Here is a 21,547-nt window from a genome sequence, read left to right as displayed (position 1 = left end):
GTCGGCGCGGAGACACTGGCAAGGTCCAGGTGTTCTGATCATGCGCCCCCATGGCTGACCTCTCTCCCGCTCAACTCGACACGCTGCGCTCCGATCTGTGGTTCGGCTCCTTGCCGCCCGATCTGGCGACCGACCTCATCGCCAAGGGCGTGCTCAGGACCCTGGCGGCGGGGCAGCACCTGTTCTTTCGGGGGGATCCGCCAGATGGGCTGTACGCCGTGCTCAGTGGCACCTTGCGCGTCTCCGGCCTGACCGAGGCGGGCAAGGAGGCCGTGCTGTCGCTGGTCGAGCCCCCCACCTGGCTGGGGGAGATCGCCCTGTTCGATCGCCTGCCGCGCACACACGATGTGCTGGCCGAGGACGAAACCACCGTGATGCATGTGCGTCTGGCCGACATCGACCAGATGCTGCACAAGACACCACAGTATTGGCAGCAGTTCGGGATCCTGATGGCGCTCAAGACCCGCCTGGTCTTCATCAGTCTGGAGGACCTGTCCTTGCTGCCTCCCGAGGGGCGCCTGGCGCGCCGCCTGGTGTGGATGGTGCAGTCGGCCGCAGCCACGCAGCGTGAGGGCAAGGTGCGCCTGAACGTGAGCCAGGGCAATCTGGCGCTGATGCTCTCCATGTCGCGTCAGACGGCCAACCGCGCGCTGATGGCGCTGCAGGCGCAGGGCATCATTCGGGTCGCCTACGGGGTCATCGAGGTGCTGGACCGTGAGGCTCTGGCCGATGTGGCGCACCTGACGTTCACAGAGCGCAAGGTGCTGGCGCATCTGCTGGGTTCGGCGACAGACGGCCAGGGGAAGTGAGCCAGACCGGCGGGTCTGACCCCGGTGTTTCCCTGATCTGTCGCTTGGACGACAGCGCCTGCATCGGGGTGTCCTGATCATCGCATTCAGCATTTGCTTGACGTGCATCAGGAGACCCCTATGAAACACACCTTACCGCGCATTGGCGTCGTCACATTGGCGGTGCATGCCGCACTGGCGCAGGCTGCAGCGCCCAACTTCCCCAACCAGGACACCGTCTGCGGTTTCAATGCCGCGCGTGAGCAGCAGAGGCAGGCCTCGGCGCAGAACTTTGCGCAGCCGGTGGTGCAGCAGATGCTGGTCAATGGCGCGCTGGTGTGGACGGCCGGTGCGGCCAATGCCCGGCCCACGCTCAAGCCGGGCGATACCGTGACACTGATGGGGTCGGGCTTTGGCGCAGGCACCGACATCGACTTCAGCAAGATCCTGATCGGCAACAGCCGCGTGCTGGAGACCGATCTGGTCATGTACGAGCAAAAGCTCGACATCGCATCGAGCACCAATTACGAGACGGGCGTGGTGCGCAGCAACTGGCCCAAGGATGTGCTGAGCTGGAGTGACAGCAAGGTCGAGTTCCGCGTGCCCGCCCATGCGAGCAAGGGCCCGCTCAAGCTGCAGGTGCAAAAGCGTGTGGGCTACAACACTTCGCTCAAGAAGCCGGGTCAGCCGCACAACATCATCGACGCGCAGCGTTATCGCCTGGAAGCCCCGGCCGATCCGAACTGCGATGTGGTGTCGGTGCTGTCCGACGAGACCAAGGCGATCACACCGATCGATGTGGCCGTCAACAACGCCAGTTTTGCCGAGATGGTGGGCCTGGGCCGCAAGGTCTTCTGGTCCTACGAGTACGGTCTGGGCGTGGCCCACAAGTTCAAGGGGCTGGACTGGGACAAGATCTTCGCGGGGCAGACCACCGATCCTTACACCCGCCTGAAGGCCGATCCGGCCACGGCATTTGGCGCGGTCAAGACGGTGCGCGGTCAGGTGCCCGATGAAGCCATCGACGATGTCTACTTCGACCCCTATCCGCAGGAAAGCCCCATCCCGGGTTTTCTGCTGATCGACAAGCAGCTCACCAAGGGCAACACCTCCAACACTGGCTGGGTGGGTTACCGGTACGCGGAGTCCTCGCATCCGCTGATCGGGCGCGGCAAGTGGGCGGGCTTCAACTGTGCATCCTGCCATGGCTACCAGATCAGCTACAGCAAGGGCAGCAGCGCCGTCACCAAGGTGTTCCCGGGCCTGCCCAACCCGCGCTGGACGCAGCGCTGGACGGTGCTGGGTGACAAGACAGGCGACACCACCGCGACCTTCTCCTTCATCGTGGGCGACGAGCCTGGGCCCAGTTGGGCGCCTGGCACCAAGAAGGTCGACAAGACCCCTCTGCTCTACCTGATGCCCGGTGGCACGGCCGAGGCCGCCATGACGCGCACCGCCGGGGAGGGCAGCCTGTACGACAACGACTATCTGTTCTCGCCGACGGCGATTCCCAATGTGACCAACCACCTGCCCATTCGCCGGGCGCTGTCGCACACCGAATCCTATGTGGGCTTTGAGGGCTCCTATGTGCATGCGCAGGAGCCGGACGGTGCCATGGGCTCGATGGACCAGAAGTCGCTCAAGGCCCTGACAGCCTACATGTCGGTGCTGGACCAGGACGACGACGATCTGCGCAATGTGGGCATGTTCCGCTGGCTCAAGTCCAACGGCAAGCTGATCCAGACGGGCAGCACCAGCACCACCGAGGGCGCCTTTGTCCAGAAGGGCTGGAAGAACTACCCGGCCGTGGCCGCCACAGTGGCCATGGGCAAGGTCACCTTCGATCAGAACTGCGCGTCTTGCCACTCGGACAAGGTGGGCGCCAACACCAACGAGAAAATGATCCGCCTGGACCAGGTGGGCCGCTTCTTTGCGCCCACCGATTTCCAATACAAGCAGCAGTCCATCCGGGCGACCTACCTGCGCAATATGTACTGGGTCAGCTCGCGCGGCCTGCTGTCTGATGGACATGTGCGCAATCTGGAGGATCTGGTCCATCCCGATCGCTGTGACGAGGGGTCGGCCTTGTACAAGCAATACTACACCCTGCATGCCCCAGCGCGACCTGCACCAGGCACGGCCGATCAGCCGACACCGGCACCCGATCTGAACCGCAAGGGCGATGTCTTCCGCGTCTACAAGGCCAAGAAGAAGAACATCTTCGACACGACCTCGGATGCCCGCAACCTGTTTGTTGAGCGCCACAAGTACTTTGTGCCGGTGGCCTGGGATGCCAACCACTATTACTGGGATTACCAGAAGATGCGCCGCGAGTTCGGCCCGGAGATCGGCGCGCCTGGCCCGATCGGCATGCCGGCATCGCCCCATCCCTGGTGCGCCAAGTCCTCGTCAGAGGTGGCCAACCTGGTGCAGTACCTGTTGACACTGTGATGATGCCCCGTTAAATTCTCCCCGACGCCTCTGGGCGTTTTCACGGCCGCCGGATTGCCCGGCGGCCTTTTTTCTGAGTCTGGGCAAGAGGTAGTCTTCCATCATGTCGGTGCAGTGGGGTGGTTCGCGATCGCGCTCCAGCGGTCGCATGGTGCTTTGGATGGTGCTGGTGCTGGGCGTGCTGGCGGTCGTGGTCGGGTGGTGGATGCAAGGCGCCCAGCCGACGTCTGAAGTGCGCCCGGTATCCAGCGCGTCGCAGGCTTCTGCCGCACAGGCGGTACCTGATGTGCTGGCGGCCAGCGAGGAGCCAGCAGCGCAGCCCTTGCCACCTCTGGAGCCGCGCGACGGCGAGATACTGGCCAGCGAATTGATGGTGCAGTACAAGGCCACGCGCGGCACCATCGATGCGCGCTTCAAGGGCCAGCGCCTGCGCATCCTGGGACGCATCTCGCGCTTGGAAGAGGCCGACTCGGGCCTGATCATGGTGAGCATGGAGTCCGATCAGGGGCTCAGCATGCTGCGCGCCGTGATGGCCAACGACGCCGCCGCCAAGCAGGAGTTGCTGATGGAGGGCCGTGCGCTCGTCCTGGATTGCCAGCACCAGGGCATGGTGATGGGCGAGCCTATCCTGAACGACTGCCGGGTGACGCGGCAGTGACGCCTCCGAAGGTTTGACGCGGGTCAAGAGCGGCGCGCCGGGCTTGTCGGTCCGGCGACAGTCGCGGACAGGGGCGGTGGGTGATGATGCGCTTCATTGACATTTCCAGTCGATCCCCGCATCGTTTCATCCATGGCAAGCGCACTCCGTACCGAGACCCTCGTGGTGGGCGGCGGCCTCACGGGCATCGTGGCGACGCTGGAGTTGCTGTCGGCAGGCAGGCAGGTCATGCTGGTCGATCGCGGCGAGGAATCGCAACTGGGTGGGCTGGCCCTGCAGGCCTTTGGCGGCATGGCCCTGGTGGACACGCCCCTGCAGCGTCTGTCGGGCATCCGTGACAGTGCCGAGCTGGCCTTGCAGGACTGGTTGGGCTTCGCGCATTTCGGGCCTGAAGACGTCTGGCCCCGCCGGTGGGCCGAGCACTATGTTTCTCGCTGTGTGCCCGAGGTCTACGACTGGTTGAAGACCTGGGGCTTGCGTTTCATTCCGGCGGTGCAGTGGGTGGAGCGTGGGCTCATGAAGCCGGGCAATTCGGTGCCTCGCTACCATGTGCTGTGGGGCACCTCGCGCCACATGACCTTGACCCTGCTGCAGGCCCTGTGGCGGCACCCGCGTCGTGCGGCCCTGACGGTGCGCTCGCGCTGTCGCGTGACCGCGCTGAGCCGTCAGGGCGCGCGCATCCAGGGCTGTGAAGCGGTGGACGAGCGCACCGGGCAGCCCTTGTCGATCGAGGCCGAGCAGGTGCTCATCGCCGCGGGTGGCATCACGGGGGATTTGTCGCGTGTGCGTCGGCACTGGCCGGCCGACTGGGGCGTCGCGCCCCCCGATACCCTGCTCAATGGTTCGCATCCCTGGGCGGACGGCAGCCTCCATGATGCGACGCGCGCCGTGGGGGGGCAGGTCACCCACCTGGACTGGATGTGGAACTACGCGGCGGGGGTGCGCCACCCCCATGCGCAGTTCGAGGGACATGGTCTGAGCCTGATCCCGGCCAAGTCCGGGCTGTGGCTCGACCCGCTGGGCCGACGCATCGGGCCGATGCCCCTGGTCACCGGTTTCGATACCCGCGAGATGGTGGCGCAGATCGCACGGGCGGCCTGGCCCCACACCTGGCAGGTGCTCAACCGCCGCATCGCCGAGCGCGAACTGGCGGCCTCGGGGGCCGAGCACAACCCCCTGATCCGCGATCGCCGTGCACTGGCTTTTGCCTGGCAGATGCTCCGAGGCAATGCCAGCCTGATTGACGAGTTGCTGGCGCACTGTCCGGATGTCGTGCAGGCGCCCACGCTGGAGTCCCTGGCCGAGCGCATGAACGCGATCGCCGGGCCCGCCGGCCCGCAGGTCGACGCGCAGACCTTGGCGCAGGAGATCGCACCCTACGATGCGCAGATCCGCCGTGGGCCGCGTTTTCACAATGACGAACAGTTGCGGCGCATCGCCCAGTTGCGTCGCTGGCTGGGAGATCGGATGCGCACCTGCGATCCCGCACCCCTCCTCGACCCCGCGGCGGGGCCGCTGATCGCGATCCGCTGCCAGTTGCTCACGCGCAAGTCCATGGGGGGCATCCAGACCGATCTGGACAGTCGGGTGCTCGACGCCGGGGGCCAGGCCATCGAGGGGCTGTATGCCGCGGGTGAGGCCGCCGGTTTTGGTGGTGGCGGGGCCAATGGCGAGGGCTCGCTGGAAGGCACCTTCCTGTCAGGATGCATCCTCACGGCGCGAGCGGCGGCGCGTCACATGGCCAGACAGGGCGGGCACGTACGATGACGATGGAGACCAATCTATGAAGCAGACCGGTGCGCAGCTTGTGCGCCATGCCCTGGAGCAACTCGGGGTGCGCTACACCTTCGGCATCCCCGGGGTGCACAACACCGAGATCTACGATCAGATCAGCCAGTCCGAGACGGTGCGGCCGATCCGGGTGACGCATGAGTGTGCAGGGGCCTTCATGGCCGATGCGATCAGCCGCACCACCGATGGCGTGGGCACCTTGCTGATCGTGCCGGCCGCCGGCGCGGCCATGGCCAGCCCGGGCATTGGCGAGGCTTTCATGGCGGGCGTGCCGATGATCGTGATCTCGGGCGGGGTGCGTACCGACCATGGCTTTCGCTACCAGTTGCACCAGATGGACCAGTTGGCGATGGTCAAACCCATCACCAAGGCCCAGTGGCGGATCACCGAGCATCGCGACATCGTGCCCACGCTGTACGAAGCCTGGCGCGTGGCCACACAGGGCGAGCCTGGCCCGGTGTTTGTCGAGATCCCCGTGAATGTGCAGCTGTTTCCCGGCGAGGTCGAGGGGCTGCCACCCTTCGTGCCCGTGGTGTCGACGCCATCGATCGATGCGGCGGCCGTGGAGCGTGCGGCCCAGCGCCTGGCGCAGGCCCGTCGGCCGGGCATCTTCGTGGGATGGGGGGCGGCCCGGGCCACCGAGCTGGTGGCCGCCCTGGCCGATCGCCTGGGCGCGCCTGTGGGCACGACCTTGCAGGGCCTGAGCGTCTTCCCCTCCACCCACCCCTTGCACACGGGCATGGGCATCGGCCCGGCTGCGGTGCCGGCCGGCGAAAACGCCTTTGCCGAGTGTGACGTGCTGCTGGCCGTGGGCACGCGATTTGGCGAGATCGCCACGGGCAGCTTCGGGCTCAAGCCCACCTGGTCGCTGATCCACGTCGACATCCAGCCGGAGGTCTTCGGGGCCAACTACCCGGCCGAGATCGCCATCGAGGGCGATGCCCGGCAGGTGCTGGGCGCACTGCTCAAGGCCTTGCCCGAGGTGCCCGCGGGTGCGGTGCGGCGCGACGCGGTGGCGCAGGCCATTGCACGGGACAAGGCCGCCTATACCGCCGAGTGGCTGGCCCATGACAATGGCCACCGCGTCAACCCCGCGCGTTTTTTCACGGCCTTGCGCACCCGCCTGCCCGACGATGGCTATCTGGTGACCGACGACGGCAACCACACCTTTCTGGTGGCCGAGCTGTTCGGGGCCACGCGCAGTGGCCATGTGTTCTCGCCCTCTGACTTCAACTGCATGGGCTACTGTGTCCCGGCGGCCATCGGCACCAAGCTGGCCCACCGGGACCGTGAGGTGGTGGGGGTGGTCGGGGACGGCGCCTTCCTGATGACGGGTCTGGAGATCCTCACGGCCAGCCAGCTTCAATTGGGGGTGGTGCTGTATGTGTTCAATGATGGCGAGCTCTCGCAGATCTCGCAGGCGCAGACCTTGCCCTACAACAAGAAGGTGTGCACGGTTCTGCCCGAGGTGAGCATCAAGGGCATTGCCGATGCCACCGGGGCGAGCTATCTGGCGATGGACAGCGATGCCTCGATCGCGCAGGTGATCGAACGCGCCCATGCCCAGGCCGCGCAAGGCCGCCCGGTCGTGGTCGACGTGCGGATCGACTACAGTAAGGCCACCCGGTTCACCAAAGGCATCTTGCGGACCAATTTTGACCGGCTCTCGCTGGGCAACAAGGCGCGCATGGTGGCTCGGGCGGCGTGGCGGCGCATCAGTCCACCTCAAGTTTGAGTCGAGGTGGACGATAGCTGACACACCAGCGTTGTCCTTTCCCAACCGGGCCCCCAGCCATGCGCCATGTCCTGCGTGATTCCGATGGATCCATCATCAGCGTGCACCGCGATCCCGTGCCGGGCTCGCAGGTGCTGCCGGTGAGTCATCCCGAGGTGCAGGCCTTCCTGATCGCCGGAGAAGAGGCCCGCTCCTTTGCGGGCCTGGACGCCGATCTGGTGCGGGTGCTGGAGGATCTGATCGACGTGCTGATCGAGCGCAACATCCTGCGCATCACCGATCTGCCCGGCGAGGCCCAGCAAAAGCTCTTCGAGCGCAAGCATTTCCGCAGCAGCATGCAGTCCAAGTCCCTGCGCCTGTTCGGCGCCGAACAAGATGCCATGGGTCAGGATGGCGTGGTGGCCTCGGACATGATGGAGTTGCTCCCCCTTCCCTCGCCCGAAGACGACCGCTGAGGCAGGTTCACAGCACCCGGTGCGACAAGGCCGGCAATTGTCGGCGCAGCAGGGCCTGCCGAGCCTGATCCAGATCGGCCAGCGCCATCCCCGGGCCTTCCGCCTGGACCGCCATCACCTGCCCCCAGGGGTCGATGACCAGGCTGTGCCCGAAGGTGCGGCGGCCGCTGGCATGCACGCCGCCCTGCGCCGGGGCCATCACGTGACACAGGTTTTCGATGGCGCGAGCACGCAGCAGCACCTCCCAGTGGGCCAGCCCCGTCGTGTGGGTGAAGGCGGCGGGCAGCACCAGCAGATCACAGGGCTGCTCGCGGCTCAGGGCGCGAAACAGCTCGGGAAAGCGCAGGTCGTAGCAGACCGACAGGCCCACGCGCCAGTCCAGCCCCAGCCGATCCCGGAGGGTGAAGGCCACCGGGGTGTGTCCGGGTGTCAGCGTGGCGGCCTCGTCGTAGCGCTGCTGGCCATCGTCAAAGCAGAACAGGTGGATCTTGTCGTAGCGCGCCACGCGCTGGCCCTGCGGATTGAAGACCAGCACGCTGTTGCTGACACGGTCGGGCACGGTGCTGCGCAAGGGCAGGGTGCCACCGATCACCCACACCTGGTGTTCGCGCGCAGCCTGGGCCAGGGCGGTTTGCAGGGGGGTGTCGCTGCGCTCCAGTGCATTGTCGGCCGCATCCTCGGCGATGCGCAGCTTGTCGCCATCGCGCAAACCCATCAGGCAGAAGTACTCGGGCAGGGCGACGAGTTCGGCTCCGGCGGCGGCGGCCTGGGCGATCAGGGCCCGGGCCGTGGCGAGGTTCTCGGCCACGTCGGGAGTGGAAACCATCTGCAAGGCGGCGACTTTCATGAGCGGCATCGTACCGTCTTGCCGCTATGCTTGCGAGCATGACGAGCTCGGTTGACCTTTCTTCCCCGGATGTGGCGCTGGCCGCGACGGATCCGCAGGACCTCTCGGCCCCCGTGCGTGCCTGGCTGGACCAGATCCGCGAGGCGCGCGAGCGACGGGTCTGCCTGCGGGTGCGCGGCGCAGGCAGCAAGGACCATCTGGGTGACCTCGGCCGCGGCGAGGTGCTGGACACGCAGTCCTGGCAGGGCATCGTGGCCTATGAGCCCAGTGAGCTGGTGCTCACGGCGCGTGCCGGGACCCCGCTGGCCGAGGTGGAGGCCGCGCTGGCCTCGCAGGGGCAGTTTCTGGCGTTCGAGCCGCCACGTGGGCGGGCCTCACCTTCGGGCAGCACCCTCGGGGGGGTGGTGGCGGCGGGCCTGAGCGGCCCCAGTCGCGCTTCGCGTGGGGCCGTGCGTGACCACGTGCTGGGCGTGCGCATGCTCAATGGGCGCGCGCAGAGCCTGCGTTTTGGCGGCTCGGTCATGAAGAACGTGGCGGGTTTTGATCTGTCGCGTTTGATGGCGGGCTCCATGGGCACGCTGGGAGTGCTGACCGAGGTCACGCTCAAGGTCCTGCCCCAGCCGGTGGCCACGGTCACCCTGCGTTTCGAGCTGTCGCAGGAGCGGGGCATCGCTCTGATCAACCAGTGGGCCGGTCAACCGGTGCCCCTGGATGCCTCGGCCTGGTGGGACGAGTTGCTGGTCGTGCGTCTGCGTGGCGCGCAGGCCGCGGTGGCCTCGGCCGGCCAGCGTCTGATGCAAGAGGCCGGAGGGCAGGAGGTGCCCCCGGAGCTGGCACAGACTTTCTGGGATGGCCTGCGTGACCAGCAAGACGAGTTCTTCGAGCGGGCCCGGGGGCTGGTGCACAGCGGCCGGGTGGCGGGCGCGACGCTCTGGCGCCTGTCCGTGCCGGCCACGGCCAAGCCGATACCGGTGCCTGGCGAAACCTTGATCGAGTGGTTCGGGGCGCAGCGCTGGCTGTGCACGGCGGCGCCTGCGGCCGTGGTGCATGAGGCCGCCGCCCGTGCGGGCGGCCACGCGGTGGCTTGGGTCAGCACCGTGCCCCCTGCCGTGGTGTTGCCGCCTGTGCTGCTGCGCCTGCATCGACAGGTGCAGCGCGCCTTTGACCCCGATGGGGTGTTTGACACCGGGCGGCTGTGGCCGCGCGCCGGAGCTTGAGATGCAGACCCGCTTGTCCCCCCTCTACCAGGGCACCCCTGAAGGCCAGCAGGCCGACCGGGTGCTGCGTTCCTGTGTGCATTGCGGTTTCTGCAACGCCACCTGTCCGACCTACCGCGTGACGGGTGACGAGCTCGATGGGCCACGGGGTCGCATCTACCTGATGAAGCAGGTCTTCGAAGGGCAGACCCCGACCCGCACGACGCAGGAGCACCTGGACCGCTGCATCGGCTGTCGCCACTGTGAAAGCACTTGCCCCTCGGGCGTGCAGTACCACGAGCTGCTGGAGGTGGGGCAGGCCGTGGTGGACCAGCAGGTCCAGCGACCCTGGGCCGAGCGCCTGCGCCGCTGGGGCATCCGCACCGTGGTGCCCTCGCGGGCCTTTGGCCCCTTGCTCAAGCTGGGCCGCTGGTTGCGGCCCGTGCTGCCCGGGGCCGTGGCCCGCCACGTGCCGGTGGCGCCGCCCCTGCCGGCGGGGCCCTGGCCCGATGCGCGCAAGAGCGTGCATGCCCGGCGTGTGCTGATGCCGCAGGGCTGCGTGCAGCCGCACCTGCGCCCTCACATCGATGCGGCCACTGCCCGCGTGCTGGATGCCATCGGCATCCGTGCCGTGCCGGTGACGGGGGCCGGGTGTTGTGGTGCGATCAAGGGGCACCTGGGGGATGTCGAGGGCGCGCGAGCGCAGGCGCGCCGCAACATCGATGCCTGGTGGCCCTACATCCAGAGCGATGCCACGGTGGAGGCCATCATCGTCAATGCCTCGGGCTGCGGAGCCTGGGTCAAGGACTACGACCATCTGCTGGCGGGCGACCCGGCGTATGCCGACAAGGCGCGCCGCGTGGTCAGCCTGGTCAAGGACCCGGGCGAGTTGCTGCCGCAGTGGCTGCCCATGCTCAAGGTGGTGATGCGCCGGCGCGTGGGTGGGCTGGGCGCGGTGACCTTCCACCCGCCCTGCAGCCTGAGCCATGTGCTCAAGCTCAGCAGTGCCGCGAAGGCCGGGCCCATTGAAACCTCCTTGCGCGAGCTGGGCTTTGAGGTGAAGCTGGCGGCCACCGACAGCCACCAGTGCTGTGGCGCCGGTGGTGCCTACAGCCTGCTGCAACCCGAGATCGCCGAGCCCTTGCGCCAGGCCAAGGTCGCCGCCTTGACGGCCACGGGCACCAATGTGGTGGTCAGCGCCAACATTGGCTGCATCACTCACCTGCAATCGGGCACCAGCGTGAGTGTCAAGCACTGGATCGAGCTGATCGACGAATCCCTGGGACAGGGCCGGGGCGAGCTGGGACCGGCGGGCGGTTGGCGCTGAGTTCGACCACGGCCACGTGTTGTCTGAAGGGGGGATGTCATGGTGATGCCTGACGTGCCAGACGCGCCTGAGGCACCTTATGCCCTGGCCCGCCTACCGGGCGAGATGCCCCGATCCCGCCTGCTGTGGCAGGGGCAGGACACAGGGGTCGAGCTCGACGGCGTGGCCTTGGTTCACCAGGGCGTGGTGTCGGCCGGGATGCTGCTGTTCATCACGGAGGACTGCCCCTACGAGGAGGCCTTGCATGTCTATCTCGTGGGGCCGGATCATCGGGTGCGGGACGCGCTGGAGATCGGCGCACCTTATGTGCCAGGCCTGCTCACTCAGGTGCAGTGGCTGGGCGGCGACGAGGTGAGCTTTGTCTTCCCGGCGGACGAGCACTGGCGCTTGCGGGTGGCCCCCGAGCCCCGCAGACGCTGGCGCTGGCCGGGTCTGCCGGGGGTGAGGCACCCGGGCGCGTGGTGGCGCCCGACCTGTTTGCACCTGGTGCGTCAGGACGAGGGGCGGCCAGTTCCCTGAGGCACAATCCCCGCCATGATCGAGTCTTCTCCCCTGGAGCCGGGCGACGCCTCCAGCTTTGAGAGTTATTTCCGCGATCCGGCCCTGGCGCCCGAGCAGCCCATGGCCTGGGTGCTGGCCCAGCGCCTGGATGTGATCGATGCCTTGCGCGGGCTGTTCAGCGGCCCGCAGGCTGTGGTGCAGTTGCGTCTGTGGTGTTTTCTGGAGCTGGCCAGCCAGCCTCAGGGGCGCATCGCGCGTGAGGACCTGGGCCAGCTCTTTCACATGCTCTGGCCCGAGGCGCTGGAGTCCGTGCTCAAGCGCCTGCGCGATCTGCAACTGCTGATCTGGGATGCCTCGGCGCAGGACTACCACCTCTCGCCGCTGGCGCAGCAGGTGCATGGCCTGCTGGCCTCACTGACGGCCGCGCCCACCGAGCAGGACGACATGGCCGCCCTGCTGGCCCAGGTGGCCGGTGCACAGCAGCTCGGGCTGGTCGATGCCCACCAGATCAAGCACCTGCATGCCCAACTGGCGCGCCTGCACGACGAGTTCGCCGAGGCGATCGCCAGCGGTTCGGAAGCCCGTCTGCGGGCGGCCCAGCCCCGCTTTGATCGGGCGCTGAGCCTGGTCGATCGCGCCGGGCAGGCCTTGAGCGCCCTGATCCGGGCCGAGCACGACGACCCGCGCCTGGAGCGCGAAGCCCGGGCCCTGGGGCAGGATCAGGCCCGCTTGCTGTCCATGGCCAGCCAGTTCACGCGGGCGCTGCAGCAGGCCGATCGCCAGCGTGTGACGCTGGGCAGCACCGGCCTGACCACCTCGGATGTGCGCCACTGGCTGCAGCACCACCCCGCCCTGCACGAGCTGCTGGGCGAGGCCCTGTCCATCGGCGTGCGCCCGGTCTTTGTCAGCCAGCACGATCTGGTCGATGTGACCGAGGGCGAGTTCGAGCGCGATCGCCCGGATCCGTCCCGCCCCAGCGGCCTGCCCCCGGCCACAGAGGCCGGTGCGGGGCACCTGGAGACCCTGCACATGCCGGTCGAGCTGGGCGCCCTCATCGGCCTGCTGGACCGCTGGCGCCAGGCGCCCTTGCCCGTGTCTGACGATGCCCTGGCCGAGCCCGAGCGCGCACCGCGCCCCATCGACCAGGCCGTGCTGGGCGGTCGCTTTGCGCAGGCCGCCTACCGCCTGCAGCTCATGCCCCTGCTGGGCGATGCGCAGGCCTGCACCCTCAAGGGCATGACAGGCGATCTGGCCCGCTCGGGCTGGCACATGCAGCTCTCCACCACGGTGCGCACCGTGGATGACCCCGATGTGGCCCGTCTCAGCGACGGCCACTTACACCCCCTGGATGCCGAGTCCGAATGAGCTCTTCTCTTGACGATGCCGCCGTGCTGGCGGCCGAACTGCTGGCACGGCGCTGGTTGCCGCGCCAGCACCCCCGGGTCAAGCGTGCCCTGATCGATGCCGACCTGTGGCAGGCCGTGCAGGACCGACTGGCCCAGGTGGGCCTGCGCCTGATCGACAACCTGCATGCCGACCATGTGTCCGTGGCCCTGCTGCGCCCGGCCGAACACGCCGTGTTTGGGGAGGCGGGCCTCAACAGCCACAACAACATCGATCTGCCGCGTGATGCTGTCTCACTGCTGGTGGTGCTGTGGTCCCAGATCATCCTGCCCAAGCGGGAGCGCCAGGCCGCGCGTGCTGCCAGCTTTGAATCTGACGGGCAAAACGAGATGTTCCATACCGATCGGCCCTTGCCGACGGCCGCCAGCGTCAGCCCCCTCGTGTCCTACCGCGCCCTGCTGGCCGACTTCGGAGTGCAACTGGGCAAGAAGACGCGCATGGACGGCAACCTCAAGCGCCTGGAGAACCACGGCTTCATCGTCCGCAAGGGCGAGGACATCGCCGAAGGTCCCTTGCTCGACCTGCTGCTGGACTACGACCTGCTCGCCTCGCGCATCCTGGAGGGTACGCTCAGCGAGGTGCTGGCCCAGGCCCAGTCGGGCCCGGCCGGCACCTCTGGGCCCTCTGACACCGCCCTCACGGCATCGGAGGACCCCGCCGAGCCCGACGACGACCCCCTTTCTGTCTGACCACGATGTTTCATCTGCAAAGCCTCGAACTGCTGCACTGGGACTACTGCCAGCGCCTGACCCTGCCGCTCGATGGTGCCATCATCACCGTGGCCGGCCCCAATGGCTCGGGCAAGACCACCTTGCTGGACGCCATGCGCACCTTGCTGGGCCTGGAGTGCTCGGGGGGGCGCAGCTACAAGACCTATGCGCGCCACGCCAATGCCGACAGCGCCTGGCTGCGCGCCACGGTCGACAACCGCCCCCGCACGCGACAAGCCTCGAATCGCCCCTTTGCACGCTGCCTGCTCTATGCCGACACCGTCACCCTGGTGTGCCGCATCGAGCGCAATGGCGGAGATTGGCAGCGTCGCTACATCATGGTCGATGGGGATGTCGCCATCGAGACCCTGGTGGGCGTGCCCGACAAGGACTGGCTGGGCATCGAGCACTGGCGCAAGCGCTTGGAGGGCGCGGGTCTGAGCCGCGCCATCGCGCGGGTGCTGGCCTTGGAGCAAGGCCAGACCGACCGCCTGTGCGAGTACTCGCCCAAGGAGTTGCTGCGCCTGGTTTTTGACGTGTTCGGTGACCAGGAGGTGCTGGACCGCTATGAAGAGGCCCGGGGCCACCAGCGCCAGTTGAGCGATGAGGTCGAGGCGGCCGGGCGTGAGCTGGCCCACGGCCAGGCCCAGCGCGCACAGCTCGAAGCGCGTGCCAACCTCTACCAGCAATACCAGCTCAAGCTGCGTGAGCGCGAGACCCTGGCCACCGAGGCCATTCCCGTGCTGGCCTGGCATGAAGAGCGCCAGCAGCTCACCGCGCGCTTGCGCGAGATGCAGCGCCAGCGCCACCACCATGCCGCCGAAGGCCGCCAGCGCGCCGAGCTCAAGGCCGAGTTGCTGCGCCTGCTCGACGAGCAGACCGCGACCGCCGCGCGCATGGAGGCCCTGGACGCCGAGCGAGAGGCGGCCCAGCGCACCCTGAGCGCCGCCCGTGAAGCCGAGCGGCCGCTCGAAGCCCTGATCAAGCACGCCCAGGAGCTCGAAGCCCTGGCGGCCGTGGAAAGTGATGCCTCGCAGTTGAGCTCGCGGGTGCAGGAACTGGAAGCCCGCAAGCAGGCCCTGGCGGCTGACTGGCAACGCCTGAGCGATCAGCGCCAGGCGGCCGAACAGGCCCTGGCCCGCCTGCAGGGACAGCGCCAGGCGCCGCCGCCGCCTGAGGTGCTGCGCTTTCAGCGCCGCCTCAACGACGCGGGCATCACCCACCACCTGATGGCCGATGTGATCGAGATCGCCGATGAACGCTGGCGCGCGGCGGCCGAAGGCGTGCTGCGCGGCGTGCGTTGGGTCGTGGTGTTGCAGCGCGCCAGTGACGAGGCCCAGGCCATGGCTCTGGCCGAGCGCGAGCGTTACCGCCACTACGTGGTGGCCGACGCCGCCGAGGCCCCGGCGCAGCCCGATCCTCAGAGCCTGCTGGCCGTGCTGCGCCTGTCGGCCAAGGCCCCCGTGTGGCTGCTGCGCCAACTGGGCCAGATCCAGCGCGTGGACAGCACCGACGAGGGTGTCCGGCAGGGCGGGGAGTGGATCACGCCCGAAGCCTATCACCGCGATGGCCGAGGGGGCCGCAGCGTCTGGGTTGACCCGGGCGAGCATCAGTTCGGCGCGGCGGCCTTGGCCTCACGTCGCCAGTCGATCGAGCAGCGCCTGGCCCAGCTCGACGGCCAGCTCACCACCCTGGCCCAGGAGCAGGCCACCGTGCAGCGCCAGCTCAAGGATGCGCAGCAGGCCGCGCAGGGTCACCGCGCGGCGGAGGAGCTGTCCCGCCGCAGCGAAGAGATCGCCCAGGCCCGTCAGGCCCTGCCCGAGCTCAGCCGCGCGCGGGCCGATGCCGGCCTGCGCTGGCAGAGCGTCAACCAGCAGCACCAGAGTGTGGTGGTGGCCCATACCACGGCCCGCCACCAGTACGAGCAGGTGCAGCAGCGCCTGCACGCCAGCGAGCAGCGCGCCGACCAGTACCACCGCGATTGGACCCAGCGCTGGGACGATCTGCGCAACCGCACGGCCAACTCGCGCACGCTCAAGCAGCGCTTTCCCGCGCGCTGGATCACCGCCGAGGCCATCGAGCATCTGCGCGATCGTTTTGGCAATGCCACGCAGGCCCGCCTGCGCATCGAGGCCCTGGAGCGCGAACTGGAGGGGGGGCACTGGGAGACCGATGCCAGCGTCGAAGAGAAGCTCACGCTGATGACCGCCGCCGTGCAGCGTCAGGAAGACCAACTGGCGCAGCGCAAGGCCAGCAACGAAGCCGCCCGAGTGGCCGTGGGCAATGCCCGTGAGCGCTACATCGATGTGCTCAAGGCCACGGTGCGGCGTTACCGCAAGAACATCGTCGAGCTGGGCCACCTGGCCGGGGTGGAGGTGTCGGCCGAGCTGCCGCACCTGGACAACGATGACACGGTGCTGCGCCAGGCCGAGCTCAAGGTCAATTTCAATTTCGATGGCAAGGGCTCGATCGGCCTCAATGATGGCGAAGCCTCGGGCGGCCAGCAGGTGATCAAGTCATTGATCCTGCTGGTGGGCCTGATGAAGGACGACGAAACCCCGGGCGGCTTCGTCTTCATCGACGAGCCCTTTGCCCACCTGGATGTGCGCAACATCCAGTTGGTGGGGCACTTCCTGAAATCGACGCGGGCGCAGTACGTGCTGACCACGCCCATCACGCACAACGTCGAGGTCTTCGAGCCCGCCGACATCACCCTGGTGACGGCCAAGAAGCCCAAGGGCGCACGCTGGGCACCGCCCATCGGCGTGCTTCAGCGTCGGCCCGAGGTGTCGGTGATCTGAGCGTTGCTCAGGCGGCCCCGAGGGTGGCCGGGCGACGGCGGCGTGCGCCCAAGGCTACGCCAACCAGACCCAGACCCATCATGGCCCAGGTGGAGGCTTCGGGCACGGCACGCACGACGACGCTGGACGCCAGCGTGCCAGTGCCTCGCTCGTCGTAGCGCACCAGTCGGTCCGTGAGGGTGAGGGTGTACTCACCCGCAGCCAAGGTCAGGGCGTTGCCTTCGTCCGCCGAGAACCACAGGGGTGAGTCCGCTGCATGGCTGACATATGCGAAGGATGTGTGCATGATGCCGACGTTGGGTTCCGGGATGACCAGGTTGGTGGTGCGCTCCAGCACCAGGGTGGTGGTGGCATCCAGCCTGAAGGTGATATCCATGCTGGCGCCAGCGAGATCCGAGTAAGAGAAAGGGTGGGAGCGCTGATTCTGGTGTGCCAGTTCGGCCGACACCTGCAGTGAGATCCGATCCGACTGAAGGCTGCTGCTGGCCGTGGCGGTGGACGTGACGGAGCTGTCTTCATAGATGGCATGGGCCTGAACCGTGCCGCCGAAATCACCGAAGTTGTCCGCCTCGGCCTGGAGTGACTGGCTGTCGGTGTTGCCTACGCTCCGAGGGATGTAGCCGGAGATGTATTGCCCCCCGCTCTGCGGGTCGTAGGGGTTGTAGGGGTAGTAGGAGTAGATGGGTTCCAGCTCCACGCCGTTGGCATTGGCAACGGCGGAAATGCTTCGGGACTGGGACAGGTAGTTGAATTGAGCATGGGCGCCTGATGCGGCGCAGACCAGTGTGGCTGCAGCCATACTGATCCGCGCCATGTGAGTCAGGGACAGGTGAGACATGTGTGTTCCTCCGGTGCTTTGGTTGGGATGGAGCCAGTGTCCTGAAATCACCGGAGCATGACATTGGTGTTAACCTGTGTTTGCTGATAAATGGCAACAATTTGACGTCATGGTGGCATTTCGATTGTCCGTCGACGTGAAAAAACCCGCCGTCCCATCAAGGGGAGGGCGGGTCAGGCGCGGCCCGGGAGGGCCGCCACCAGGGGTCAGGTGATCACAGCCCCGTGGTCAGGTAGCGCGAGATGTTGGTGGCAGGCGTGCTGTCCTGGATGAAGGGCTTGTAGCGCGCATCGTTGTCCATGAAGACCTTCAGCCAGGCGGTGGCCATCTTGCCGTCCACGGCCTTGTTGATGGCTTCGGTGTTGCTGTTCACGCAGAAGTGGTCCTCACCGGCCAGCTCGAGCATGGCCTTGGGCGTGGTGGCCGGGATGGCGTTGTAGAAGGTCTCGGCGTGGGTGTCGACCGGGGCGATGAAATCGTTCTCGCAGGCGATGATCATGGTGGGCACCTTCACGCCCGACCACGTCTTGATGGTGTGCCAGGGTGCCAGGGGGATGGCAGCCTTGAGCGTGGGGTTGTCACGTGCGGCAGCCAGTGTGCCGCCACCCCCCATGGAGTGACCCATCACGGCTTGCTTGCTGCTGTCGATCTTGCCAGCGAAGGGGCCAGAGGCACCCAGAGAGACGACCTGCTTGAGCGCGGCGGCCAGTTGCTTGCCGCGGCTCTCGGGCTGGTCCAGAGTGGTCTTGGTGCCCATGGTCACGACCACGAAGCCGTGCGAGGCCAGGCGGGGGCCCCACCAGCTGATCGCGCTCTGGGTTTCAGTGAAGCCGGGGGCCACCACCACCAGGCCGTATTGACCTGCCGTGGTGGGGTAGTAGACGGTGCCGGAGCCGTAGCCGCTGGGTGTGGCCACCTTGGTATTGGCGGTGGCGAAGGGGCCGGCCGTGGCTTCCAGGGAGGCCTCGGTGGGGTTGGGGCCGATCTGGGCGTGCGCGGCCACGGCCAGGGTCATGGCGCTGAAGGCCAGTGCGAATTTACCGAAGGTGTTCATGGCAGTGCCGTCCTCGACGTGTAGGGTGCTGTTGTGGAGTGTTGAATGAAGATCGTTGGATCACATTCGTGACGTCCACATGCTAGAAACCTGCGTCTGGAATCGATACGGGGGTTTGTACCGTTTTGGACAAACTGAGGCCCCCCTCATCCACGGGGTGAGCGTGCCTAACGCGACATGGGGTGCTCAGGGATGGCGCACCAGGCACTCCACGAGCCGGCATACAGGCGTGAGCCTGGCAGGCCCGCGATCTCCATGGCCAGCAGGTTGTGACAGGCGGTGACACCCGAGCCGCATTGGTGGACCACGCTGCGGGTGTCACGTCCATCCAGCAGGGCATCGAAGGCCTGCCGCAACTCATTCGCAGGGCGCCAGGCGCCTTGCGCGTCCAGGTTGAGTTGGAAGAATCGGTTGATCGCGCCAGGGATGTGGCCACCCACAGGGTCGATGGTTTCGTTCTCGCCCCGGAAGCGGTCGGGGGCGCGTGCATCGATCAATTGCATGCGCTCGGGTTGGTCCAGGTGCGCCAGCACGTCGTCGGTGCTCAGCACCCAGTCCAGGTGGGGCTTCAGGTGAGAGGTGTCCCCGGCCGGGCGGTGGGTGGGGGCGGTGCTCAGGCTGGCACCACTCAGACCGGCCCAGGCGCGCCAGCCGCCATCGAGCACCTGCACGGCGTCATGGCCCATCCAGCGCAGCATCCACCAGGCCCGTGCGGCAAACATGCCACCGGCATCGTCATAGACCACCACCTGGGTGGCGGGGCGCAAGCCCCAGGCCCGCAAGGTCTGCGCAAAGGCCTCGGGCGCGGGCAAGGGGTGGCGGCCGTTGAGCCCGGTCTTGGGGCCCGAGAGATCACGGTCCAGGTGGGCATACACGGCGCCGGGCAGGTGGCCCTCCAGGTAGGCGCGCTCGCCCGCACCGGTGTCGGCCAGGCTGAAGCGTGCATCCAGGATCAGCAACTCGGGTGCCGGGTCTGTGCGGGCGATGAGGCTCAGCAACTCGGGGGCGGAGATCAGTGGGAACATGGGGGCTCCGGATCAGTGGGTCAGGGCATGCGCGATGGCGGTCGCCACGGCCGCCGGATCTTCGTGGACCAGCCAGTGGCTCAGGCCGCTCAGACGTGTCACCTGCAGGTCGGGCACATGCTGGGCCAGCCCGTCCAGCAGGCTGGGTGGCAGGGCGGTGTCGGCCTCGCCCCAGATCACACGGGTGGGCACGACCACATGCAGCAGGGCCTCGGGCAGTTGCAGCCGGTGGATGGCGTCGTCCGGGCTGGTGGGCGGATGCAGGGGCGAGGCGCGGTAGTAGTTCAGCGGGCCAGTGAGCGGAGACGGGGCCGCAGGTGTGCCAGGGGCCGCCAGAGGTGTGGCGGACCAGGCGGCGCGGTAGCGTTCGCGCCAGGCGGGGGTCAGCCAGGCGGCACCGCCAAAACGCTCGAAGAAGCCCCACATGAGCCGGAAGTCATCGGCCGCCAGACGGTGCTCGACACCCGGTTCACGCAGCAGGTTCATGTAGCTGCTGGCGGCCTGCTGGGCGGGATCGTCTCGCAGGGCCTGCAGGAACAGGCCCGGGTGCGGTGCATTGAGGATGATGAGCTTGCGCATCAGCTGCGGCGCCAGGGCCGCCAACCCCCAGGCCAGCGCGCCACCCCAGTCATGAGCGATCACGGCCTCGACGGGGGCGCCTTCGTGCTGGATCAGGGCGATCAGGTCGCCGATGACTTCCTGCGCCTTGTAGGCCGCGACCCCCTCCGGGGCATGCGAGCCATCGTAGCCGCGCAGATTGGGGGCCACGCAGCGATAGTGGGCGCCGAAGTGCGCCAGCATGTCGTCCCAGGCAAAGGCCGCCTCCGGAAAACCGTGCAGGAACAGCAGCACCGGGGCACCTGCCGGGCCGGCTGTGCGGCAGTTGAGCCAGGGCGCCGTCTCGGCGCTGGCGCCTGGCAGGGTGACGCGCTCGAGGGTGATGGAGGCAGGTGGATGCATGGGCGGCGGTGGGATCAGAACAGCGCCATGCTCAGCTTGCGGCGGTACTGGTCGATCACCGGATCGGCCGGGGCCATCGCCACCTTGCCGGCCACTTCCAGCTTGGGTTTGTCCCCTTGTGCCGCAGCGGCTGCGGCTGCCGCCTTGGCCGACGGCTTGGGCACGGGTTTGCTCATCACCTCCAGAATGGCCACATAGGTCTTGCGCGCCCGCTCATCGCTCCAGCCCTTGTCGCGCATGATGATCTCCAGCAGCTCGTCCATGGCCTGGGTGAACTGGCCGGTGGCAAAAAAGAGCTGGGCCAGATCGAAGCGCGCCTCGAAGTCGCGCTTGTTGGCCTCGATGGCAGCCGCCAGCTCGGAGGGGCGGCGGCACTGCCGCGCATGGGCCAGGGCCTCGATGTAGCGGCCAAAGGCCGTGACGCGCTGCTCGGCCAGCGGGCCCGTGGCGCGCGAGGCGATGGGCTCGAAGGCTGCCTGGGCAGGCTCCAGCGCCCCTTCGGACAGCAACAGCTTGATCAGATCGAAGCGGGCCTCGTCGTTGTCAGGGTCTTTGGCCAGGGCGTCTTCCAACAGGGCCAGGGCCGAGTCGGCATCGCCCGCGTCGGCCAGATGTTCGGCCTCTTGTGTCTCCACCAGGGATTCGATCTCGCCTTCGCCGGGCACATGCTTGGCCAGGAATTCGCGGATCTTTTCGGCGGGCAAAGCCCCCACAAATCCATCGACCGGCTGCCCCTGTGTGAACATCACGCAAAAGGGGATGGAGCGCACACCGAACATCTGCGAGAGCTGGCCGGCAATTTCCGGTTGCTCGTCCGCATTGAGCTTGGCCAGCACGAAGCGTCCGGCGTACTCCTGCTCCAGCTGTTCCAGCACCGGGCCCAACTGCTTGCAGGGGCCGCACCAGGGGGCCCAGATGTCCAGCAGAACAGGCACCCGGGCCGAGGTGGCCAGCAGGTCGGTTTCGAAGTTTTCGAGGGTGATGTCGATCATGGTGTGAGCCTGGT

Annotated in this window: 18 protein-coding genes; 12 read left to right on the top strand and 6 right to left on the bottom strand. The window is 67.5% G+C overall.

Annotation, left to right across the window (positions count from 1 at the left end; all coding sequences use genetic code 11):
• Window positions 1-50 precede the first annotated feature (50 nt).
• From VFW84_RS13675 to VFW84_RS13650, 6 genes are all read left to right on the top strand, one after another.
• Window positions 51-809, top strand: coding sequence for a Crp/Fnr family transcriptional regulator (locus VFW84_RS13675; RefSeq protein ID WP_329681014.1), 759 nt, complete (start codon window positions 51-53; stop codon window positions 807-809).
• A gap of 120 nt (window positions 810-929) precedes the next feature.
• Window positions 930-3,239 carry a hypothetical protein gene (locus VFW84_RS13670; RefSeq protein WP_329681013.1) on the top strand — a complete coding sequence of 770 codons (2,310 nt, stop codon included), beginning with the start codon at window positions 930-932 and terminating at the stop codon, window positions 3,237-3,239.
• A 148-nt stretch (window positions 3,240-3,387) separates the two neighbouring features.
• Entirely contained in the window at window positions 3,388-3,897 is a 510-nt protein-coding gene (locus VFW84_RS13665; RefSeq protein WP_329681012.1) for an OB-fold protein, read from the top strand.
• Window positions 3,898-4,029: 132 nt separating this feature from the next.
• Entirely contained in the window at window positions 4,030-5,664 is a 1,635-nt protein-coding gene (locus VFW84_RS13660; RefSeq protein ID WP_329681011.1) for an FAD-binding dehydrogenase, read from the top strand.
• Window positions 5,665-5,680: 16 nt separating this feature from the next.
• Window positions 5,681-7,423, top strand: coding sequence for a thiamine pyrophosphate-binding protein (locus tag VFW84_RS13655; RefSeq protein WP_329681010.1), 1,743 nt, complete (start codon window positions 5,681-5,683; stop codon window positions 7,421-7,423).
• Window positions 7,424-7,482: 59 nt separating this feature from the next.
• On the top strand, window positions 7,483-7,878 hold the full coding sequence (locus VFW84_RS13650; RefSeq protein ID WP_329681009.1) for a hypothetical protein: 396 nt from the start codon (window positions 7,483-7,485) through the stop codon (window positions 7,876-7,878).
• 7 nt (window positions 7,879-7,885) lie between these two features.
• On the opposite strand, the gene VFW84_RS13645 is transcribed toward VFW84_RS13650, so the two are convergent.
• Window positions 7,886-8,725, bottom strand: coding sequence for a carbon-nitrogen hydrolase family protein (locus VFW84_RS13645; protein WP_329681008.1), 840 nt, complete (start codon window positions 8,723-8,725; stop codon window positions 7,886-7,888).
• Window positions 8,726-8,763: 38 nt separating this feature from the next.
• Here VFW84_RS13645 and glcE point away from each other — a divergent pair, with 38 nt between their 5' ends.
• From glcE to VFW84_RS13615, 6 genes are read left to right on the top strand one after another with little or no spacing between them, the layout of a single operon-like run.
• Entirely contained in the window at window positions 8,764-9,942 is a 1,179-nt protein-coding gene (gene glcE / locus VFW84_RS13640) for a glycolate oxidase subunit GlcE (RefSeq protein WP_329681007.1), read from the top strand.
• A 1-nt stretch (window position 9,943) separates the two neighbouring features.
• Window positions 9,944-11,248, top strand: a complete 1,305-nt coding sequence (gene glcF / locus VFW84_RS13635; protein ID WP_329681006.1) for a glycolate oxidase subunit GlcF — start codon at window positions 9,944-9,946, stop codon at window positions 11,246-11,248.
• A gap of 39 nt (window positions 11,249-11,287) precedes the next feature.
• Entirely contained in the window at window positions 11,288-11,767 is a 480-nt protein-coding gene (locus tag VFW84_RS13630; RefSeq protein WP_329681005.1) for a hypothetical protein, read from the top strand.
• Between the two features lie 15 nt (window positions 11,768-11,782).
• Window positions 11,783-13,114 (top strand): hypothetical protein, encoded by a 1,332-nt coding sequence (locus VFW84_RS13625; RefSeq protein ID WP_329681004.1) that lies wholly within the window; start codon window positions 11,783-11,785, stop codon window positions 13,112-13,114.
• The gene (locus VFW84_RS13620) at window positions 13,111-13,842 is read left to right on the top strand and encodes a hypothetical protein (protein ID WP_329681003.1); all 732 of its coding nucleotides are present in this window, start codon (window positions 13,111-13,113) and stop codon (window positions 13,840-13,842) included. The genes VFW84_RS13625 and VFW84_RS13620 overlap by 4 nt, the downstream gene beginning before the upstream one ends.
• Window positions 13,843-13,847: 5 nt before the next feature.
• Window positions 13,848-16,664 carry an ATP-binding protein gene (locus tag VFW84_RS13615; RefSeq protein WP_329681002.1) on the top strand — a complete coding sequence of 939 codons (2,817 nt, stop codon included), beginning with the start codon at window positions 13,848-13,850 and terminating at the stop codon, window positions 16,662-16,664.
• 7 nt (window positions 16,665-16,671) lie between these two features.
• On the opposite strand, the gene VFW84_RS13610 is transcribed toward VFW84_RS13615, so the two are convergent.
• The 5 genes from VFW84_RS13610 to VFW84_RS13590 all read right to left on the bottom strand — a co-directional run bounded on the left by VFW84_RS13610 (window position 16,672) and on the right by VFW84_RS13590 (window position 21,533).
• The gene (locus VFW84_RS13610) at window positions 16,672-17,463 is read right to left on the bottom strand and encodes a PEP-CTERM sorting domain-containing protein (RefSeq protein ID WP_329681001.1); all 792 of its coding nucleotides are present in this window, start codon (window positions 17,461-17,463) and stop codon (window positions 16,672-16,674) included.
• 253 nt (window positions 17,464-17,716) lie between these two features.
• Window positions 17,717-18,556: a dienelactone hydrolase family protein gene (locus VFW84_RS13605; RefSeq protein ID WP_329681000.1), complete on the bottom strand. Its 840-nt coding sequence runs from the start codon at window positions 18,554-18,556 to the stop codon at window positions 17,717-17,719.
• A gap of 167 nt (window positions 18,557-18,723) precedes the next feature.
• Entirely contained in the window at window positions 18,724-19,581 is an 858-nt protein-coding gene (locus VFW84_RS13600; protein WP_329680999.1) for a sulfurtransferase, read from the bottom strand.
• A 12-nt stretch (window positions 19,582-19,593) separates the two neighbouring features.
• Complete coding sequence (locus VFW84_RS13595; RefSeq protein ID WP_329680998.1) at window positions 19,594-20,541, bottom strand: alpha/beta fold hydrolase; 948 nt, start codon at window positions 20,539-20,541, stop codon at window positions 19,594-19,596.
• Window positions 20,542-20,555: 14 nt separating this feature from the next.
• On the bottom strand, window positions 20,556-21,533 hold the full coding sequence (locus tag VFW84_RS13590; protein ID WP_414638993.1) for a tetratricopeptide repeat protein: 978 nt from the start codon (window positions 21,531-21,533) through the stop codon (window positions 20,556-20,558).
• Window positions 21,534-21,547: the final 14 nt, after the last annotated feature.

The organism is Aquabacterium sp., from assembly GCF_036279655.1.
Taxonomy (GTDB): Bacteria; Pseudomonadota; Gammaproteobacteria; order Burkholderiales; family Burkholderiaceae_C; genus Aquabacterium.
Note: the sequence above shows the minus strand (reverse complement) of the source record. Positions and strands in the feature narration are given on the sequence as shown.

Coding starts and splice junctions, on each gene's coding strand:
- VFW84_RS13645 (WP_329681008.1), bottom strand. CDS start 8,725: ATGAAAGTCGCCGCCTTGCAGATGGTTTCCACTCCCGACGTGGCCGAG.
- VFW84_RS13630 (WP_329681005.1), top strand. CDS start 11,288: ATGGTGATGCCTGACGTGCCAGACGCGCCTGAGGCACCTTATGCCCTG.
- VFW84_RS13670 (WP_329681013.1), top strand. CDS start 930: ATGAAACACACCTTACCGCGCATTGGCGTCGTCACATTGGCGGTGCAT.
- VFW84_RS13615 (WP_329681002.1), top strand. CDS start 13,848: ATGTTTCATCTGCAAAGCCTCGAACTGCTGCACTGGGACTACTGCCAG.
- VFW84_RS13620 (WP_329681003.1), top strand. CDS start 13,111: ATGAGCTCTTCTCTTGACGATGCCGCCGTGCTGGCGGCCGAACTGCTG.
- VFW84_RS13675 (WP_329681014.1), top strand. CDS start 51: ATGGCTGACCTCTCTCCCGCTCAACTCGACACGCTGCGCTCCGATCTG.
- VFW84_RS13665 (WP_329681012.1), top strand. CDS start 3,388: ATGGTGCTTTGGATGGTGCTGGTGCTGGGCGTGCTGGCGGTCGTGGTC.
- VFW84_RS13660 (WP_329681011.1), top strand. CDS start 4,030: ATGGCAAGCGCACTCCGTACCGAGACCCTCGTGGTGGGCGGCGGCCTC.
- glcE (WP_329681007.1), top strand. CDS start 8,764: ATGACGAGCTCGGTTGACCTTTCTTCCCCGGATGTGGCGCTGGCCGCG.
- VFW84_RS13605 (WP_329681000.1), bottom strand. CDS start 18,556: ATGAACACCTTCGGTAAATTCGCACTGGCCTTCAGCGCCATGACCCTG.
- VFW84_RS13655 (WP_329681010.1), top strand. CDS start 5,681: ATGAAGCAGACCGGTGCGCAGCTTGTGCGCCATGCCCTGGAGCAACTC.
- VFW84_RS13590 (WP_414638993.1), bottom strand. CDS start 21,533: ATGATCGACATCACCCTCGAAAACTTCGAAACCGACCTGCTGGCCACC.
- VFW84_RS13625 (WP_329681004.1), top strand. CDS start 11,783: ATGATCGAGTCTTCTCCCCTGGAGCCGGGCGACGCCTCCAGCTTTGAG.
- VFW84_RS13650 (WP_329681009.1), top strand. CDS start 7,483: ATGCGCCATGTCCTGCGTGATTCCGATGGATCCATCATCAGCGTGCAC.
- VFW84_RS13610 (WP_329681001.1), bottom strand. CDS start 17,463: ATGGCTGCAGCCACACTGGTCTGCGCCGCATCAGGCGCCCATGCTCAA.
- VFW84_RS13595 (WP_329680998.1), bottom strand. CDS start 20,541: ATGCATCCACCTGCCTCCATCACCCTCGAGCGCGTCACCCTGCCAGGC.
- VFW84_RS13600 (WP_329680999.1), bottom strand. CDS start 19,581: ATGTTCCCACTGATCTCCGCCCCCGAGTTGCTGAGCCTCATCGCCCGC.
- glcF (WP_329681006.1), top strand. CDS start 9,944: ATGCAGACCCGCTTGTCCCCCCTCTACCAGGGCACCCCTGAAGGCCAG.